Source organism: Chryseolinea sp. T2, assembly GCF_037203685.1.
GTDB lineage: Bacteria > Bacteroidota > Bacteroidia > Cytophagales > Cyclobacteriaceae > Chryseolinea.
Window position 1 is genome coordinate 585412 of the sequence record NZ_JBBCAU010000002.1, and the last position, 18707, is coordinate 604118.

At 46.1% G+C, this 18707-nt stretch carries 16 protein-coding genes; 12 read left to right on the forward strand and 4 right to left on the reverse strand.

Going from position 1 to position 18707, the window contains the following annotated elements; all coding sequences use genetic code 11:
- Positions 1-495: 495 nt before the first annotated feature.
- Positions 496-2580, reverse strand: a complete 2085-nt coding sequence (locus WBG78_RS07350; protein ID WP_337325749.1) for a beta-L-arabinofuranosidase domain-containing protein — start codon at positions 2578-2580, stop codon at positions 496-498.
- A gap of 615 nt (positions 2581-3195) precedes the next feature.
- Here WBG78_RS07350 and WBG78_RS07355 point away from each other — a divergent pair.
- From WBG78_RS07355 to WBG78_RS07385, 7 genes are all read left to right on the forward strand, one after another.
- The gene (locus WBG78_RS07355; protein WP_337325750.1) at positions 3196-5574 is read left to right on the forward strand and encodes an arylsulfatase; all 2379 of its coding nucleotides are present in this window, start codon (positions 3196-3198) and stop codon (positions 5572-5574) included.
- 166 nt (positions 5575-5740) lie between these two features.
- The gene (locus WBG78_RS07360; RefSeq protein WP_337325751.1) at positions 5741-8104 is read left to right on the forward strand and encodes an arylsulfatase; all 2364 of its coding nucleotides are present in this window, start codon (positions 5741-5743) and stop codon (positions 8102-8104) included.
- An 801-nt stretch (positions 8105-8905) separates the two neighbouring features.
- Complete coding sequence (locus WBG78_RS07365) at positions 8906-9283, forward strand: response regulator (protein ID WP_337325752.1); 378 nt, start codon at positions 8906-8908, stop codon at positions 9281-9283.
- A gap of 61 nt (positions 9284-9344) precedes the next feature.
- Positions 9345-9917 carry a GAF domain-containing protein gene (locus WBG78_RS07370; RefSeq protein ID WP_337325753.1) on the forward strand — a complete coding sequence of 191 codons (573 nt, stop codon included), beginning with the start codon at positions 9345-9347 and terminating at the stop codon, positions 9915-9917.
- A gap of 463 nt (positions 9918-10380) precedes the next feature.
- Complete coding sequence (locus WBG78_RS07375; protein ID WP_337325754.1) at positions 10381-10938, forward strand: DUF4142 domain-containing protein; 558 nt, start codon at positions 10381-10383, stop codon at positions 10936-10938.
- A gap of 119 nt (positions 10939-11057) precedes the next feature.
- Positions 11058-11588, forward strand: coding sequence for an RNA polymerase sigma factor (locus WBG78_RS07380; protein WP_337325755.1), 531 nt, complete (start codon positions 11058-11060; stop codon positions 11586-11588).
- A gap of 41 nt (positions 11589-11629) precedes the next feature.
- Entirely contained in the window at positions 11630-12238 is a 609-nt protein-coding gene (locus WBG78_RS07385; protein WP_337325756.1) for a cupin domain-containing protein, read from the forward strand.
- An 840-nt stretch (positions 12239-13078) separates the two neighbouring features.
- On the opposite strand, the gene WBG78_RS07390 is transcribed toward WBG78_RS07385, so the two are convergent.
- Complete coding sequence (locus tag WBG78_RS07390) at positions 13079-13204, reverse strand: hypothetical protein (protein ID WP_337325757.1); 126 nt, start codon at positions 13202-13204, stop codon at positions 13079-13081.
- 134 nt (positions 13205-13338) lie between these two features.
- Here WBG78_RS07390 and WBG78_RS07395 point away from each other — a divergent pair, with 134 nt between their 5' ends.
- Together WBG78_RS07395 and WBG78_RS07400 are read left to right on the forward strand one after the other, a co-directional pair.
- Positions 13339-13926 carry a YciE/YciF ferroxidase family protein gene (locus WBG78_RS07395; protein ID WP_337325758.1) on the forward strand — a complete coding sequence of 196 codons (588 nt, stop codon included), beginning with the start codon at positions 13339-13341 and terminating at the stop codon, positions 13924-13926.
- A gap of 198 nt (positions 13927-14124) precedes the next feature.
- Positions 14125-15201 (forward strand): AI-2E family transporter, encoded by a 1077-nt coding sequence (locus WBG78_RS07400; protein ID WP_337325759.1) that lies wholly within the window; start codon positions 14125-14127, stop codon positions 15199-15201.
- A 134-nt stretch (positions 15202-15335) separates the two neighbouring features.
- Here WBG78_RS07400 and WBG78_RS07405 read toward each other — a convergent pair whose 3' ends face one another.
- A complete protein-coding gene (locus WBG78_RS07405; protein WP_337325760.1) occupies positions 15336-15632 on the reverse strand; it encodes a hypothetical protein in 297 nt (98 codons plus the stop codon).
- Positions 15633-16034: 402 nt separating this feature from the next.
- On the opposite strand from WBG78_RS07405, the gene WBG78_RS07410 reads away from it, so the two are divergent.
- The 3 genes from WBG78_RS07410 to fbaA all read left to right on the forward strand — a co-directional run bounded on the left by WBG78_RS07410 (position 16035) and on the right by fbaA (position 18236).
- The gene (locus tag WBG78_RS07410; protein WP_337325761.1) at positions 16035-16406 is read left to right on the forward strand and encodes a hypothetical protein; all 372 of its coding nucleotides are present in this window, start codon (positions 16035-16037) and stop codon (positions 16404-16406) included.
- A 186-nt stretch (positions 16407-16592) separates the two neighbouring features.
- Positions 16593-16967: a hypothetical protein gene (locus tag WBG78_RS07415; protein ID WP_337325762.1), complete on the forward strand. Its 375-nt coding sequence runs from the start codon at positions 16593-16595 to the stop codon at positions 16965-16967.
- 177 nt (positions 16968-17144) lie between these two features.
- The gene (gene fbaA, locus WBG78_RS07420) at positions 17145-18236 is read left to right on the forward strand and encodes a class II fructose-bisphosphate aldolase (protein WP_337325763.1); all 1092 of its coding nucleotides are present in this window, start codon (positions 17145-17147) and stop codon (positions 18234-18236) included.
- An 86-nt stretch (positions 18237-18322) separates the two neighbouring features.
- On the opposite strand, the gene WBG78_RS07425 is transcribed toward fbaA, so the two are convergent.
- Positions 18323-18694 carry a response regulator gene (locus WBG78_RS07425; RefSeq protein WP_337325764.1) on the reverse strand — a complete coding sequence of 124 codons (372 nt, stop codon included), beginning with the start codon at positions 18692-18694 and terminating at the stop codon, positions 18323-18325.
- Positions 18695-18707: the final 13 nt, after the last annotated feature.

Sequence of the window (18707 nt, forward strand, 5' to 3'; positions counted from 1 at the left end):
CAGCTACGTAGCACGAGCCATCCAAAAGAAACCATAGTAAACGTACCAACCTTCCAAATCAAAGTGCCTCCCGAAAACTCTAAAAACTCCTTTACCTCCCGACCCTGCATTTTATTCGCGTGGCGGCCCTCACATTAGCTACATACAGCCAGCAAAAGAACTTAAAGTGTGGGAAAGCAAAGCTGCAGTCTCCCATTCCTGCGGCGCTCCGCGCTGCCTGCGGCGCTCCGCGCTGCCTGCGGCGCTCCGCGCTGCCTCGGAATTAACGCAGCTACGTAGCACGAGCCATCCAAAAGAAACCATAGTAAACGTACCAACCTTCCAAATCAAAGTGCCTCCCGAAAACTCTAAAACTCCTTTACCTCCCGACCCTGCATTTTATTCGCGTGGCGGTCTTCACATCAGCTTCATACAACCAGCAAAAGAATTTAAAGTGTGTTAAAGCAAAGCCGCAGTCTCCCGTTCCTGCGACGCTCCGCGCTGCCACGCTATCCTTCAACGCACAACCGGAAATTGAGCAATCCTCAACGTTGAACATCCATAGGGAATAAGCACAATCTCTTCCGCAGTTGACTTAGTTGGCGTAAACACATTAGGCAACGGACCTGCCATATTGTTATAGATTTTCCACTCGGACAGTTTCTTTCCTTTTGTCTTCAATTGGATCGGGACATTTTTTGAATTCCACGGATACGCGCCCTTCGGTTCATTTCGAACCACTTCGAAGTTTGAAACCGGGTCGTTGATTACACTTTCGGGAATACCGTAGTTCCAGTCGGAGCGGGGATACACTTCGAGGTACGATCCGTAATGATCGCTCCCTGCCACAGTCTTCCATTCTTCTTCAATTTTTAATGCATACACCAATGGTCCCCGCTCGATCGCTGCAGAAGACTCGGCCCAGCGGCTCACCGAAACTTTCATCGGAAGGTTGAGCTCCGTGCGATCGCCATTTTTCCACTCCCGGTCTATACGCACGATGGTGCCGGCCTTCACTTCGCCCGTCCACGGCGCGCTATTCACCGTAATGGTCGCGCCGGTCGCCCATGCGGGGATCCGGACCTGAAAATCAAACCTGACATTCTTCTTCATGGTCATTTTGAATAAGACCTTCTCATCAAATGGATAGTTAGTCTCTTCAGTGATCCGAACCGGTTCACCATGACCTACCGTTGCTTCCACGGAACTGGGTGCATACACAAGTGCGGCCAGCCCGTTGTCCGGGGTTCGGTACCACGTATTCTGAATAAATTTTGGCCATCCCTGGTGCATGTTCGACGTACAACACGGATAGCCGGTGAGCAAACCGAAACATTGATCCGTGCCTCCATGATTGCCGTCTTCGAAAAAGTTTCGCTGGCCGCGCGTGATCAGTACCTGGTTGGCGCATTGAAAGTATTGCCGGTTCATAAAATCATCCGTGGCCTGCGTAGGCAGTGCGTTGTAGGCGATCTTCTCGAGTCTGTCGGCAAAGGCAACGTCTCCTGTGATAGCGAGCATGCTCTCCAGCGAGAACATCATTTCCACGATAGAACAAAATTCAACGCCCTGGGTAGGCGCATTTCCATGGAGGGGCTCATCGCCTCCGTACATTCCCTGCGCCTGCCCGTGGAACAGATCGATGTCATTCAATGCCTTCTTTACCGCGCTCACATATTTCGGATTGGGATCGCGTTGATAGTAGATCACCGGAGTCTTCAACCCTTGTGCAAGGTTCACGCAGTGGAAACTTTGCAGCTGTCCGACGTGAAGTTTTTGAATAAGCTCTTGTTTGAAGGGATAGGTATTGCCCACGTTGTATGGATACAAATGGGAGACGCCATTTTCTTTTTCAGGATGGTCGTGGAGGAAAACGTCCGTGAATGGAAATGTTTGCTGGTACAGAAGGTCGCCGAGTTCGATGAGGAACTCATCACCGGTAATGTTGTACAGCCAATACACCACCATGAGGTTATCGGCACCACGCCTGTTTCCCCAAAAGCTCCAGCGGTCGAGCGGGTTCGTTGGAAGATTGCTGAGTTGATACCTGAAGTATCGGGTGAGCACGTCAATCACTCGCTTGTCCTGGGTGGCCTCGTAGTGCTGCTGAAGGATCTTGAGCATGACCATGCGCGGCCACCAATCCTCTCTGGGTCCCTTTTGAATGCCTGGCTCATCTGTTGGTTTGTTTTTCAAAACGTCAGGACCGATATATCCATCGGGTCGTTGATGCGTAAGTGTCCATTCTACCCACGGCTTCACCTTTGCTATGAGCGCCTGATCGTGAAGAATGTAGGCCAGGGGAAGTAGTCCGTCGATCCAGTATGGACCACGTTCCCAGGCGTCGCCGTCGCCCCCGAGCCAGGCGTTTCGTTTGCCGGCCACCTGACTATAATATTCATCCAGATGGCCCGTAAGTCCGGTCTTCATGGCATTCAGCTGCAACGTCATCCAGCCACCAGGGGTGATGCTGCCCAACGGCAGCATGGCAAATTCACTGGCGTGAAGTGGCGGGCGATTTACGGCATGCGTTGTTGGTTGGGCGTTAGAGGAAGAGACAAGGAGGATCAGTACAAGAGCAGGTGCAACGCGAACATTCATAGCATGTCTTTGGCTTCGAATGTAGTACATCTGTTCAATATACGAATCGTGTGCTGTGACGGCAGCCAATTCAATGCAGCGCTCGCGCTGGCGTATTCGCGAGTGCACGAAGCGGCTACGTGGTTAAAAAAAAAGGGAATGTGAGCAATACGCGCGATTGCATCGACGACAACGCATTATAATGGTTATGAAAAGAGCCAACGTTAGGTGAGTTGTTGGACATGGGTTGAGTGGCCTTATTTTACGGATAGATTCAGGCAAACTTTATTAACAGATGAATTGAAGAAGAGAGCATTCACGTTCGATCGCACTGCCGGGTAAAATCCAGTCGCTCAACCCGTGTCCAACAACTCATCTAATTGGATTCATCTTCGCCGAGCGGATGGAGTGGAAGCCTACGTTGTGAGCTTTCGGATGCAATTCCTGCGCTGGTTTAACTTGAGCCGGATTCAAAGCGAATTAGCGATAACCACAAGAACTGGTTTTACTGCGAATGCTGAAGCCCAAATAAGGCAAATAGGTTTTCTGGGGCCATTAGTTATCTTAGCATATGTCCTTCAAAAGAAATTCATAGATAATTATCATTTCGAATACTGAATTCTTTAAACCGCCAGGATGAAAAATTCGCCGTTGCTATTTATCTCAATGTTCCTTTTGATTGCTTGTAACCAAAGCAATCGCGAATCGACGGGGAGCAATGAAAATACTAAAGACTCAAGTGGGGCTGTGCTTCCTTTTCCGGAGCCACCTTCAGCAAGTATTTATGGAGAATCCATTTTGGACAGTAAGCAAATAAGGAGGAAGCATCCCAGTCATCTTCCTGCGGATGCGCCTAATATCGTTATTGTGTTAATGGATGATGTTGGGTTTGGGCTTCCCTCTACCTTTGGAGGCGAAATCAATACACCGACGTTAACGAGGGTTTGGAACGCTGGCATAGCGTATAACGAATTTCATACTACATCTATCTGCTCACCTACGCGCGCATCATTGTTAACCGGAAGAAATCACACCAGAGTGGGCAGTGGCACCATTGCCGAGCGGGCCGTAGATTGGGATGGCTATACAGGAATCATTCCAATGGAAGCAGCGACCGTTGCTGAAGTGCTGAAAGATTATGGCTATAGTACTTCGGCATTTGGTAAATGGCATAATACACCGGCGAATCAAACGACAGCGGCGGGCCCATTTACGTATTGGCCCAATAGTTATGGCTTTGAACATTTTTACGGATTCCTCGCAGGTGAATCTTCTCAGTATGAACCACCATTGGTTGAGAATTACAACCAGGTGCAATTGCCCCGAGACGAAAAGTATCATTTGTCGGAAGATCTTGCCGATAAGTCAATTGCCTGGTTGAAGGAGCATCGTGCTTACGCAGCGGACAAACCGTTCTTCCTTTATTTTGCTCCGGGTGCAGGTCACGGCCCTCATCAAATATTCAAAGAATGGGCTGACAGATACAAGGGAAAATTTGACGATGGCTGGGACGCATACAGAGAAAGGGTTTTCAAGCGTCAGGTGGAAACGGGATGGATACCCGCCCACGCGCAACTTACTTCAAGGGATTCCACCATGGCATCATGGGAAAGTATACCGGAAATTGAAAGACCATTTCAACGCAGGCTAATGGAAGTATTTGCCGGTTTTGTTGAACATGCAGATGCACAGGTAGGAAGATTGTATGATGCGATTGATGAAATTGGGGAAAAGGACAATACTATCTTCATTTATATATGGGGCGACAACGGTAGCAGCGCGGAAGGACAGAATGGATCCATCAGTGAGCTACTGGCGCAGAATAATATTCCCAATACTATTAAGCAGCAAATTGCAGCCCTTGATAAAATCGGCGGATTAAAAGCGCTCGGTACTTCCCTTACTGACAATATGTATCATGCGGGTTGGGCATGGGCGGGAAATACACCATTTCGACACACCAAACTGGTGGCTTCACACTTTGGAGGTACGCGCAATGAACTTGTCATCAGTTGGCCAAAAAAAATCAAACCCGATAAGACACCGCGTTCACAGTTTCATCATGTGAACGATATCGTTCCTACCATTTATGAAATATTAGGCATCAATCCTCCTAAGGTTGTCAATGGTTTTACGCAGATACCACTGGATGGCGTTAGCATGAGTTACAGCTTTAATGATGCCCGTGCCGCGACCGTCAAGAAAACGCAATTCTTCGATAATAATGGCAGCCGCGGAATTTACAACGATGGATGGTATGCATGTGCATTTGGGCCCCTTTACCCATGGATACCGGCACAAAAGGGTTTGGATGGATGGGATCCAAACCGTGACAAATGGGAGCTGTATAAACTGGATGAAGACTATTCACAGTTTAATGATATCGCACTAAAAGAGCCAGGGAAGCTGGAAGAAATGAAAAGATTGTTCTTGCAACAGGCGAAAGACAACAAAGATTTACCAATCGGTGCAGGTATTTGGCTGCGGCTACATCCTGAGGATGTGCTGACCTCGCCTTATAGAAGCTGGATATTTGACGAGCATGTGAAACGCATGCCTGAGTTTGCAGCGCCCGGTTTGGGCAAGAAAAGTAATAAGGTGGTAATTGACGTTGATGTTCCAGCGAATGCGAATGGCGTGTTGTATGCACTTGGTGGGACAGGAGCGGGTCTTACGTTATTTATGGAGAATGGAAAACTGGTGTATGAATACAACATGATGATTATAGAGCGATACACGGTGGAGTCAAGGGAGAAGATCTCACCTGGACGGCATCTTATTGAAGTAAGTTCCGTGATACCAAAACCGATGGGTCCAGGTGAGATTACAATAAAGATTGATGGTAGAGAAATTGCAAAGGGCTCCGTTTCAAAGACAGTTCCGGTTGCCTTTAGCGCCAGTGAATCATTTGATGTTGGTGCGGATATGGGATCGCCTGTTTCGATGCGATACCATTTCAAGGCGCCATTTGCATTTAACGGTGAAATTCACACCGTTAAGGTAGATCTCTTGTAATGCTGTCAATAACTTGTTTTTTACTTTCAGCTACGATATAAAGCTTACGATATAAAGCTATGACATAGATGATAAGACCCGGTGTGAGTAGTCAGACGGACAGACCGATGTCAATGAAGCGTTAGTAAATACGCTACAGTTGTTGAACAAGAAAAAACGCAAGAACATGAAGCGCTTATCTTCCTTTATATTTTTCTCGTATTTATTGTCCCTTTCAGTTATTGAGGCACAACAGGTATTACCTTTTCCACCCACGCCCTCAGCATCTAAACCAGGTGTAACGATGGAAACATCCACCTATAAAAAAAGGACTGAGGAGAGACACTTACCTAAGGATGCTCCAAATATCTTAATTATTCTGATTGACGATGCGGGCGCCGGCGCACCATCCGCATATGGCGGCGAAGTGAATACTCCGACGTTGAGCAGGGTTGCTAACCAGGGTATCTCTTATAACCGATTTCACTCTACTGCCATGTGTTCTCCCACGCGGGCAGCATTACTTACCGGACGCAACCATACTCGCGTCGGCAATGGCCAGATAGCAGCTATCGCCAACGATTTTGACGGATTCAGTGGTATCATTCCTAAGTCATGCGCTACAATGGCGGAAGTGCTGAAAGACTATGGTTATAATACAGCTGCATTTGGAAAATGGCATAACACACCGGAGGATCAAATCACTTCGAAAGGCCCATTCGACTTTTGGCCTACAGGTTATGGGTTTGAATATTTTTATGGATTCCTCGCTGGCGAGGCTTCACAATGGGAACCTACGCTCGTTCGCAATAACAACTATGTGGAACACCCTAAGTCTGCTGGTGGCCATACGTACTATCACCTGACGGAGGACATAGCTGACGACGCAATTCGCTGGTTGCGTGAACAAAAAGCATATGCTCCCGATAAGCCATTCTTCCTGTATTGGGCACCCGGGGCGGCACATGGACCTCATCAGGTTCCAAAAGAATGGGCAGATAAATACAAAGGCAAATTTGATGATGGCTGGGACAAATACAGGGAAAGAGTATTTGCACGCGAAAAAAAAATGGGATGGATCCCGCAAAACACGCAACTCACACCAAGGCCAGCTTCGATGGCATCGTGGGAATCAATTCCAGAATCTGAAAAACCTTTTCAGCGCCGACTAATGGAGATATGGGCCGGCTTTGCTGAGCATGCAGACTACAACGCTGGCAGGGTCATCGACGAAATTGAAAAAATGGGTAAGCTTGATAATACGCTTGTCTTTTATATCTGGGGTGACAATGGTTCGTCGTCAGAAGGTTTGCATGGTACGATTAGCGAACAGTTGGCACAAAATGGTATTCCTACTACGATCGGGGATCATATAAAAGCACTTAATGAACTTGGTGGACTGGATATTTTAGGAGGTCCCAAAACTGACAACATGTTTCATGCGGGATGGGCATGGGCTTGTAGTACTCCTTATCAGGGAACCAAATTGCAGGGCGCTTACTTTGGAGGTACACGTCAGCCAATGGCGATTATGTGGCCAAAAGGAATTAAACATGATGCTACGGCAAGGTCACAGTTTCATCACGTTGTGGATATCTTGCCAACTGTTTATGAAATAAATGGCATTCCAAATCCGGAAATTGTAAATGGGTTCGCCCAGGATGAAATTGATGGCGTAAGTATGGTTTATTCGTTTGATAGCGCTTCGGCCGCTGGCAGACGACACATACAATTTTTTGATATTATGGCGAGCAGGGGTATTTACCAGGATGGTTGGTTTGCAAGCGCCCGTGGACCCAGAGAACCTTGGGTAGGTGGAATACCAAAGGGAATAAGAGAATGGAATCCGTTAACGGATGAATGGCAGTTGTATCACATTGATGAAGATTGGAGCCAGGCAAATGATCTTGCTGCTAAAGAACCCAGGAAGCTCGGGGAGTTGAAAGCTTTATTCCTTACAGAGTCAGCCAGGAATAAAAACCTTCCGATAGGCGGTGGCTTATGGTCTACGCCTTTCTACCATCCGGAAGATGCCCCTGCATCCCCCTTTACAGAATGGTCCTTTGATCATCCAATTGTTGGAATGCCTGAATCTACTGCGCCTAAGTTAGGAAAGAACAGCAGTTCGGTAAAAATGAATGTTAAAGTTCCAGCTCGTGCAAACGGAGTGCTTTATGCACTCGCAGGTTTTTCTGGCGGTATTACTTGTTTTGTGAAGGACGGATACCTGAACTATGAATTCAATTTATTTGAAGTGGAGCGCACAAAAATAAAATCGAAGGAAAAGTTACCGGTTGGTGAAGTCACGATTGAAGTAGAATCCCGGTTAGTAGATAAGATCGGCGGAGCAATGAATGTTATCCTGCGCGTCAATGGCAAAACTGTTCAGGAAGGACTGGTGCCAAGAGCCATGTCGCTTCATTTCACTTCGAACGCTACTTTTGATATCGGAACTGATCTCGATTCACCTGTTTCGCTGGACTACTTTGATAAAGCACCATTTACATTCAATGGTACCATTGGCAAAACAGAAATTAGGTACCTGAGATAGCCATGCCCTTAGAATATTTCGTTACCTGGAAAGACTGCGTTTCATATGGCATAATAATATGCACTGAATTGTTTTGAAAAATTTACAATAGGTAGCCTGTCCGTTGTTTAGTCCAATTGACGCGATACTGTTAGAAGAAACTTTGATGATCTGTTACGTGAACAGTAAACAATGCTGTTTGGTTAATCGATATTCCTTCACCTTGGCAATAAATTCCTGCGTTGAATATTTTTTATTTCCTTTTTTGTCGGTTTCGCAGCCAGATCGGTGACACCATTTTCATCACTGATTTCCTTCATGGGATTTTAATTAATTGAGTTGTTAGGTTATCTTTTTATCTGTTTGTTATTGACATCGTCAGGATCTTAGAATTCAGGATCTGTTTGTGGAACACTGTTCCGATCCCCTTCGCTACACGCCGTTTATATTCATGTGTGTTAAAAACGGACTCGTACTTACCATTGAATGTCATCGTTGGTTCGGATGGGAGCGACCGTTTGCCGAAATGTTGCTGTCGCACCGGACCGGAGATTAATGATGGCAAATACTTTCATTTAACGGTGAAACACTTGCCTTTCGCAGACCCTCCGGCTAGCTTTCAATGATCGCGTGATGGACGTTCAGGCAGTTGTCGTGATAATTATTTCTATGAACCTGATCATCTATGATGTTTGGCCAGCAGTCGTTTGTGTTTAGTACCGGCATCTGTAAAGCACATCGCGATTGATTCTTGTCCGTTATTGATTCATGTTAAACACCTTTGTTCGGACCTAACCGTCTGTTGATAGTAGCATACCCTCCATGGCAAAAATTATCTTAATTGTCGACGATGATCCAGACGACCTCTCAGCATTCTGCGAAGCCGCTGGCGATAGTGGATTGCCTGTCAAATGCATCGAGTGCTCCGATCCCATCCTCGCCCGGCAAATTCTATTGATGACAGTGCCCGATGTCGTGTTCATAGACATCAACATGCCTGCTTATAATGGCTACGAATTACTGAAGGACATCCGTAGCGACGAGAAACTGGCAGATTTACCGGTGGCGATGCTGTCAACAGCAATGGACGACAAAACCTCAGACCTGTTAAAAACAATGGGCGCGCGTTTCACCTTACGCAAACCAACAACCTACCGGGGATATATTGAATTGCTGCATCATGTGTTCAAGGATATTTAACCATCTTTGAAGAGCAGGGGTGTAATCTCATTCCCATGCAACGCGAAATCGCAGCGCGGGCATGGGAGGGTGCGAATGGCTGCAGGGGATGCTTACGAAAAATCTGATCGATTTCATTTTAAAATTCGTAGCTTCCAATATGTATACTTATCAAAATGCCTATCTCACTGCGCTTGACATGATATCATCCGGCAGAGCGTCGAGGGAAGTGCTTTCTTACCTGGCACTTTCCGCAGAACGTTCTGCGGAAAGTGAGTCTGTATCGTCTATTCTTGTTCTTGACGAATCGGGAGTGCTGAGAAACGGCGCGTCCCCGCGGTTACCGGGTGATTATTTAAAAGCAATCGATGGTCTCGTGCCCAATCCTGAGGTAGGGACATGTGCAGCCGCCGCCGCGACGGGCCGTATTGTCATCACGGAAAACTTTTTTGAAGATTCAAAATGGGCCGAGCTGCGGCACTTGCCGTTGGCCCTTGGATTTAAGGGAGCATGGAGTTTCCCAATTAAAAATCCCGAGGGCAAAGTTATTGGGACTTTTGGGACTTATTTCAAATCCACAAGGCAGCCAACTAAACGCGAGATAGATGGTACTCAAATGCTCGCAAAGGCTGCGGCCGTCGCTATTAATCGCTGATGCCATTAGCAGCGACGTTGTAAGCTACATTCCAATACCATCCTCCTGCAATTTCTTACTCCGAATGACTCGCCAGTATTGCAAGAGCCATCGCGTCCGGGATGGTGAACATGGCGCAGACAAAAGTCAGTCAGATGCTGCCGAATACACCGGCAATGATACCTCGTCCAGGAAAGGTTACGAGAAGTAAATCAAGACGTTCATAAGACAGGATCGACGGCAGCACGTCGATGCGGATTAACAATGAGCTCTGAGTAACGGAGTATACGTCATCACAGGCTACAATTGAAACGAATCGGCATGGTTATGGCAAGAATGTGATCTATGAACGAGCCACTAAGGGCATTGACAGGTTTTTAATAAACGAATCAATTTCTTATTGCCGGTTTTATCGAGGTAAATCCTGTGATAGATGTCATAAATCTGTGATAAAACTAACTGTAGTATTTTAACAAAGTAAACTATGAAAACCCTATACATTCCACTATTGTTGATTGTTTTCCTCACTGCTTCCTGCAACAAAAAGGATTCTCCTGACAGTACAGACATGGCAAATGAGGAGAATAAGGAAAAACTTGGAAAGAGCGACGCAGGTGATGACGCCGACTTTGCTGTAGCTGCCGCCGACGGCGGGATGCTGGAAGTTCAGCTGGGACAACTGGCTTTGAAGAATGCATCCTCACAACAGGTGAAACAATTTGCCCAGCAGATGGTCGACGACCACGGCAAGGGCGGTGTACAGTTGAAAGCATTGGCCGAAGGAAAAGGCATCAGTCTTCCAACAGTACTAAGCGATAAGAACCAAAAGATCGTGGATGATTTGTCCCTGAAGACGGGTGTTGAGTTCGACAAAGAATATGCTAAGCTCATGGTCGATGATCACAGGAAAGATGTCGATGCTTTCCGAAAGGAGTCAGAGAAAGGCAATGATCCTGAATTGAAAGCATGGGCGGGAGAAACGTTGCCGATGCTGGAACATCATCTTCAAATGGCAGAAAGCAATCACAAATCACTGCAATAAGGTAGCTGGTTATCTGAAAGTAAGCGATGGACGCTACTCCGATTTCCATCCGCAGAATCATAGTTGCTCTTCAAAAATGTTTCCTTCCTGTTCCACTACATTTACTAACATCCATTTTTGTGAGCAAGATTGAATCAAATCAGCAGGACCTTCTTGAAAGACTGAGATCTGGTGATAAAAAAGCAATCTCATGGTTGTATGATCAATATTCAGCTGCTCTTTATGGTGTTATATACCGGATGGTGAGATCACATTCGAAAGCTGAATCAATCCTTGAGGAAACGTTCGTACAATGCCTTGCAGATATTCAATTACGGGAGCAGCAATTAAATCTATTTACCTGTATGGTGCGGACCGCACAGGCGATCGTACGAAATCAGCTTGCAACGGAAACCGACGGATCAGAACAACCCGGATCAGAACCACTGAAGAACGATCCGCAGCTGTTCGCCGGGAATGGTTATCTGTCACTCGTTGAAGGACTGGACACTTCAAAAAGTGAAGTAGTGAAACTCGTGTACATTGACGGCATGTCTCTGGATGAGGTCGCCCATTTATTGAATCTTTCGTTGGAGGAGGTCCGTGCTCAGCTGCGGTGCGCTCTCGTTCAAATACATGCTAATCTCCAGAAGCAGTCAAAAATTGCCTGAATTGATGTATATCGTTATGTTGACTTTCCAACGTTATAAGCATGAGCTTTGATGAGATAATCAAAAGTGGCCTGTTACATCAATATGTTGCCGGAATAGTTCCTGGCGATATATCGGAAATGATTGAGGCAGCGCTGATGAGAGACCCTGCGCTTCGTCAGGAACTCAGGCGAATAGAATTGGGACTATTTGCTGAAGCACAGGCTTCTGCAATAGAACCCAGTCCTACCATAAAACCATTGCTGATGGCCAGGATAGACTATTTGAACCGGCTAAAGAATGGTGAAGTACCGGAGACTGTTCCCGTTTTGAGTTCGCAATCGCAGATTGGTGATTACGAGCGTTGGCTCCGTCGCAGTGATATGCAATTGAATCACGACTTTGATCAGGGTCAGGTAAATATTATTTCGATTGAGCCAGACAAGATGACGGCCATCGTATGGCTGAGCGTCGGCGCACCTCCTGAAATACATGAGGCGGAATATGAGAAATTCCTAATCATCGAAGGTTCATGTCGCCTTACGATCGGAACGGCTACATATGATCTCATGCCCGGTGACTATAGCACCGTTCCACTTTTTGAACGGCATAGCGTAAAGGTGACCTCAGCAGCACCTTGCAAATTCATTCTGCAGCGGGTGAAGGTGTGACTATCTTACGCTGCGCTGTGACGAATGCACTACCGTTCACTCGCGAAAAGGCCAACGTTAGCAGCGTTCGGGACATGAGATGAGCGACCTTATTTTACGGATAGAAGCTTTGTTCGTACTTCCCCTTCGCAGCGTTTACGCTGGCTCGCCTGCGCGAATGCAACGAAGCGGCTATGTGGTTTGAAGTCAGGAATGCACGAATGCACTACTATTCACTCGCGAATAGGCCAACGTTAGCAGCGTTCGGGACATGAGGTGAGCGACCTTATTTTACGAATAAACGCAGCTGCATTTCATTTACTGATGATATATAGAGACGAGCACTCCTGTTCGGCTTGTTTGTACTTCCCCTTCGCAGCGTTTACGCTGGCTTGCCCGCGCGAGTGCAACGAAGCGGCTACGTGGTTTGAAGCCAGGAATGCACGAATGCACTACGATTCACTCGCGAATATGGCCAACGTTAGCAGCGTTCGGGACATGAGATAAGCGACCTTATTTTACGAATAAACTTTGCTGCTTTCATTTACTGGCTCGCCTGCGCGAGTGCAACGAAGCGGCTACGTGGTTTGAAGCCAGGAATGCACGAATGCACTACGATTCACTCGCGAATATGGCCAACGTTAGCAGCGTTCAGGACATGAGATGAGCGACCTTATTTTACGAATAAACTCAGCTGCATTTCATTTACTGATGATATATAGAGACGAGCACTCCTGTTCGGCTCCACTGCCGAGTAAAATCCAGTCGCTCATCTCATGTCCTGAACGCTGCTAACGTTGGCCACCCTCATACGCTGATTTTATGTGCATTAGGGCATCCCATGCCCGGTTGGGGTGATGGCTACTCAAATGGCATATAATACTCTACGTAGCACAATGTAAACGCAAGATGATTTGCTCCTGCTAATGCCAGCAGACGATCGGCAGCATGATCGTGGCAGGCGGATATGCTTAATATTTGCGGCATGGTTTAAGTAGTCATCGGGTAATCCACACCACATAAAACACAAGGACCTTACAGACGATTCAGCAATATCAGAACGCAGGCTCCAGGAAATGCACAAAATGGTCGAAGGAAGGTATAACCAACGGAAATCAAACATGGAAAAAGCAACAAAGAAAAACACCCAGGAAAAAGGTGGCAATGCAACAAAGTCTAAGGCGGGCGTGCCGGAGGAAGCAAGGTCATTGCTATTGAAATTTTTTACCGATGAGATTAAGGACATCTATTGGGCAGAGAAGCACCTTACAAAGGCACTCCCTAAGATGAAAACCGCTGCCACATCAGAAGAATTGCAGCTGGCTTTTCAAACTCATCTTGAGCAAACAGGGCAACATGTGCAGCGACTCGAAAAGATATTCGGGTTACTGGACCAAAAGGCACAGGCAAAGAAATGTGATGCGATGGAGGGACTTATCAAGGAAGGGGAGAGCATAGTCGATGACACGGATGAAGGTACGGCGACACGCGATGTCGGACTGATCTTTGCGGCTCAAAAGGTCGAGCACTATGAGATTGCCACTTACGGCGGACTGTCTCAGCTTGCCACAACGCTAGGCCTGGATGAAATCGCCGGAATTCTGGGCGAAACGCTGGCCGAAGAAAAAGAAACGGACGAATTGTTGTCCGAAATCGCAGAGTCTAACATCAACTATGAGGCGGCTGAAGAAGAGGAGAAGACTAAGTAACACAGTTTAATTTACCATACCCGGCGGAAGTGCAGTGACCTGATTAATACGCAGTAAGTCATTCGCTTTCCCGGGTTTTTTTGTGCATTTAAGAAACGATGAAGATTGCATGTATCAATAGTGCCATGCTAGATAGTACACCTGGCCTTCGACTGACAGTAGATTGTAATTATAACCGCTGATATTAAATATCGAGTAATGGATTTCCCGCAAGTCAAGCTGCCAACTTACCTCAAGCTGGCTCAAATCATCGTCGGACTGATTGGTTTTTTTTATATCCTGTATATCGGACAGGATATTTTCATTCCGTTAACTTTTGCCGTGATCATCGGGATTTTGTTAAATCCAATTGTGAACTTCCTTGTAAGGAAAGGCCTTAACCGCGTACTCGCTATTTCTATGGCTATCCTTGGTGTTAGCGTTGTGGCAGTTGGAATTGGATTGTTTATAGGCTCACAGCTGGCGCACTTCTCCGACACGTTTCCTCAATTCAAAGAGAAATTCGGAATACTTCAAAAGGATGCAATTGATTGGACCGCACAAACCTTTAATATCAGCAAGGTCCGGATCAACGCATGGATTGCAGAGACGAAAGGTGGCCTGGTCAATTCGTCGGTTATCAAAAAGACACTGGGCGCGCTGACGAGCTTGCTGGTTCTGGTGATCCTGCCCGTTTACATTTTCCTTGTATTGTACTATAAAAACCGGTTACTCGAATTCATTGAACGGTTGTTTGAGAAGAATGAACATAATGTCGTGGCGGAAGTATTGACCGAAACGAAGGCCCTCATTCAAGGTTACCTTGTCGGGTTGAGCCTCGAAGCCGTAGTTGTTGCCGTTTTGAACTCAGTTGCTTTGCTGATCATTGGTGTCGAATATGCTGTGCTATTGGGTATAATCGGCGCATTGCTGAATCTCATTCCGTACCTGGGTGGTCTCATAGCCATAGCGTTGCCGATGCTGGTGGCCATGGCAACGGGGTCGCCATTGGATGTGCTGTGGGTAGTAATTGCCTACGTTGTTGTTCAGTTTCTTGATAACAATTTTCTGGTCCCCAGAATTGTGGCTTCAAAAGTGAGATTAAATGCGTTGATCTCTATTATTATTGTCCTGATCGGAAACGCGCTTTGGGGTATCTCCGGAATGTTCCTCTCCATTCCGCTGACTGCGATTCTGAAAGTTATCTTTGACCGGATTGATTCACTGAAACCGTTCGGCTTTTTGCTCGGTGATGAGGAATCAAAAAAGAGACCCTTCGCCATTAGAAAGACATAGCATGGTGCGGGAAATTGCAGCAATTAATTATCAACAAAAAAGCCCGGAATTACCGGGCCCCGTTACTCCATCTCCACTACTACCACAATTACATCAGTGCTGAGTTTTTGAACCTTATTGATCTTCGAATGAAGCTAAGAAGGTAAGTCATTTAACTGGTCGTGCCCTTTCACCTTTACCAGTTTGTTGTAAAGTCCCATGAGAAGTACAGGTGCTACCCATTGACCAATGAACAGTGCGGGATGATCTTTCTTAAGCACCTTCAGGGTAAGGGATGCAGCCATAATGCCGGTAGCCAGCCATAAGAATGCGTCGGACGGTAGTTTTGATGTTTGCGCCTCAATAGCTTTCGCAACTTTACCTTCTTCCCGATACGGATTAATGTTCTCGATTTTCGATTGAATGTCGTTTGATATTTTCTCGGTGTTCATAAGCATTTTATTATTTTGATTTACACATGGAAACAACATGCCAGTTTCTTTTTGCCAGAAAAAATATTGAGTGATTTCTAAAAGCTTAACTCTGGCTGCGTTCAAACTACCATTTATCCTTGTGTTTATCTTTTACGGTGCGCCTAACTACTTTATCCATTGTCGTGGGGGACACCCGGCAGATAATGACAAACAGTATCATTTGGGGAAAATATGCGGATAATGGGGAATGTAATAACTGTGAATAAAGATCGCCATCCTTGCCGCGCCTTTCAGTCGTAGTGGCGCTGCCTCGTGGACCGCTTAAACAGCACATTTCTCGTGTAAATATCAGCGATACTCCGATTGAATATTGGCTGGTTATTTGACTTAATATACCTACACAAACATTTTATAAACATTATGAAAAAAACAACATTGTTGATGGCGGGTATGCTCTTCGTTGGCGTTTCTGTTTCTTTTGCGCAGCAGGATACGACTTCTTCGCAGAGCCAGAGGAGGCCGGCGCAAGTGACTCAGCCTGCTCCAGCTTCTCCATCTGATTCCCGGCTGAGGGATGCAAATCAAAATTATACCAGGGATATGATGAAAATTCAGCAATCTGAAATTCCTGACAACCTTAAGGCTACTCTTCAGGATGCCCAATATAAAGGCTGGGAAAACGGAGTAATGTACCGTACAAAGACTGGTGATGGTTATCTTATAGAAATGAAAGATGGAAGTAGTACTCAGGTCCATCGCTTCGATGCAAACGGCAAGCCGCTGAAGCAATAACAACATCTGATTAAGCAATGATAACTTTATAACATGGAACTCTTCGGAGTTCCTTTGCTTTTGATCAGGTAAAGAATCTAACCTTCCCATAAAATTATTAAACGTTATATTATTAATGATACGGCAATCTTATTGCAGCATTCGATGTTGTATTGGTGTGCTGCTCTAATGTGGCACAAACAGCAAATGAAAGTAGGCGCATGGATGACCGTTCTGGCTTTAAGTGGACTCGTTTTCTCAGCCGGTGAAATTTCAGCACAGAACAACTCTCCCGGGATGAGGGAGAACAGGCGACTGGATAGTCTGGAAACTGTCAAAAGGGAACAACCACTTCAGGCAACCACGGACGCAGATATATTGTCAGACTTGAAATCGAAGAAACAAGACGCAAAGCACGATTCCAAAGAGGCGCAGCGTGTTGAAGATGATGCGTCGAATTCGGCTAAGGCGTCCAGGCGCGCTTACAAGAATGAGAGAAAAGCTCAAAAGTCGCGCAGGCATGCGGACGCAGATGCAAAGAAGGCTGCGGAAGCAAAGTTTAAAGCAGATGGAAATCACTAAGTATTAATCGTCTCACTCACCGGTATTTTTGGCGGCATTATGTGTCGTTGAATGATCATTAACCATAGCCCTGTGCTATGGTTAAATTTTCTAATGTATTCTGCATGAGCACGCCCGCTCAAATTTGTGATTGCCTGGCGGATGTTAACTCTTAAACCATTCAACTCCAATAAAACAATGTCTTCTGTACTTCCATTTTCAAAGGCGCAACTGCTTTTCAAACTAGCAAAGCGTAAGCAGTTTGCTATACCGGCAATCAATGTAGTTAATACAAACACAATCAACGCATGTCTCCGGGCCGCCCGCAAAGCGGATGCACCTGTAATTGTACAATTGTCTTATGGAGGTTCAGCTTTTTTCATAGGTAACCCATCTGGGAAAAGTCACCGTGATTCAATAGCCGGCGCAATTGCCGCGGCTAAATACGTACATGAGATAAGTGAACTCTACGGTGTTCCCGTAATGATTAATACTGATCACTGCTCGTCGGCACTATTGCCATGGGTGGATGCATTGTTGATCGAGGGTCAACAGTTTTACGAACGTGAGGGTAGTCCGCTATTTACTTCGCACATGCTTGATTTATCGGAGCTTCCCCTGCATGAAAATATTGAGATCTGTAAACGCTACCTTGAACGCGTTTCATCACTTGACATGTATCTTGAAATAGAACTTGGTGTGACCGGTGGCGAGGAGGATGGAGTGGATAACCATCACATCGAATCAAGTCGGTTGTATACACAACCGGAGGATGTCGCATATGCCTATGAGGAACTCTCGAAAGTCAGTAATAATTTTGTGATCGCCGCATCTTTCGGCAATGTTCATGGTGTTTACAGACCGGGTAATGTGAAGCTTGAACCGGGTATCCTACGGAACTCACAGGAGCTGATTGGATCCAGATTTAAGGCCGGACACAATCCGGTTGGCTTTGTGTTCCATGGTGGGTCAGGGTCTGAACTTGATGACATCAGAGAGACGCTTGACTATGGGGTGGTCAAAATGAACATCGACACAGACATGCAGTGGGCCTTTTGGTCTGGTGTAAAAGAATATTATAAAAAGAACGAGCAGTATCTTCAGAGTCAGTTAGGCAGCACGGCGGCATCTGATTCACCTAACAAAAAATATTACGATCCCAGGAAATGGCTACTGGATGCAGAGCAGTCGTTTGTGCAGCGACTATTGCAGGCTTACCATGACCTGAACGCAACCGGCGTATTAAAGCTATCCGGGCGAAATTACGCTTATTCACCGGGAGGTAATTAAGGTGTTCCGACAAGCCAGTAGTCCACGACACGACTTTGATGTTTGTGGTTATCTGGCGCTACGTTTTCCGTCTTCCTGCCGCGGGTCTAGCGCTGAATCAACTGTTTGATGGAGTCCGCCAAAGAAGATAGACTGCTGGTCTTTGATAGATATTTGAGTCCGAGTGCACCAAAATCTATTTGATCGCGCGGACTGAAAGTAGAACTTAATATAACGATTTGGGTGCTTTTGAGTGTGGGTAAATTGATAAGTTCCTGGACGCATTCATAGCCATTCATTCGGGGCATGTTGATGTCCATGAATATGAATTCAGGCACATACTTACCATTCGCAAGAAGTTTTATTGCCAGTTCTCCGCTTTCGACTTGTACACAATCTATTCTCCTGTCAATCATCTCGATTGCCATACAGAACATGTCCCTGTCGTCAATGTCGTCGTCGATATTAAGGATCTGCATGATTTATATTTGT

What these genes read in the sequence shown, in the direction of transcription:
- WBG78_RS07355 (WP_337325750.1), top strand. Translation starts at nt 3,196, where the DNA reads ATGAAAAATTCGCCGTTGCTATTTATCTCAATGTTCCTTTTGATTGCT.
- WBG78_RS07410 (WP_337325761.1), top strand. Translation starts at nt 16,035, where the DNA reads ATGAAAAAAACAACATTGTTGATGGCGGGTATGCTCTTCGTTGGCGTT.
- WBG78_RS07360 (WP_337325751.1), top strand. Translation starts at nt 5,741, where the DNA reads ATGAAGCGCTTATCTTCCTTTATATTTTTCTCGTATTTATTGTCCCTT.
- WBG78_RS07400 (WP_337325759.1), top strand. Translation starts at nt 14,125, where the DNA reads ATGGATTTCCCGCAAGTCAAGCTGCCAACTTACCTCAAGCTGGCTCAA.
- WBG78_RS07415 (WP_337325762.1), top strand. Translation starts at nt 16,593, where the DNA reads ATGAAAGTAGGCGCATGGATGACCGTTCTGGCTTTAAGTGGACTCGTT.
- WBG78_RS07385 (WP_337325756.1), top strand. Translation starts at nt 11,630, where the DNA reads ATGAGCTTTGATGAGATAATCAAAAGTGGCCTGTTACATCAATATGTT.
- WBG78_RS07390 (WP_337325757.1), bottom strand. Translation starts at nt 13,204, where the DNA reads ATGCCGCAAATATTAAGCATATCCGCCTGCCACGATCATGCTGCCGAT.
- WBG78_RS07405 (WP_337325760.1), bottom strand. Translation starts at nt 15,632, where the DNA reads ATGAACACCGAGAAAATATCAAACGACATTCAATCGAAAATCGAGAAC.
- WBG78_RS07370 (WP_337325753.1), top strand. Translation starts at nt 9,345, where the DNA reads ATGGGAGGGTGCGAATGGCTGCAGGGGATGCTTACGAAAAATCTGATC.
- WBG78_RS07425 (WP_337325764.1), bottom strand. Translation starts at nt 18,694, where the DNA reads ATGCAGATCCTTAATATCGACGACGACATTGACGACAGGGACATGTTC.
- WBG78_RS07350 (WP_337325749.1), bottom strand. Translation starts at nt 2,580, where the DNA reads ATGAATGTTCGCGTTGCACCTGCTCTTGTACTGATCCTCCTTGTCTCT.
- WBG78_RS07365 (WP_337325752.1), top strand. Translation starts at nt 8,906, where the DNA reads ATGGCAAAAATTATCTTAATTGTCGACGATGATCCAGACGACCTCTCA.
- WBG78_RS07395 (WP_337325758.1), top strand. Translation starts at nt 13,339, where the DNA reads ATGGAAAAAGCAACAAAGAAAAACACCCAGGAAAAAGGTGGCAATGCA.
- fbaA (WP_337325763.1), top strand. Translation starts at nt 17,145, where the DNA reads ATGTCTTCTGTACTTCCATTTTCAAAGGCGCAACTGCTTTTCAAACTA.
- WBG78_RS07375 (WP_337325754.1), top strand. Translation starts at nt 10,381, where the DNA reads ATGAAAACCCTATACATTCCACTATTGTTGATTGTTTTCCTCACTGCT.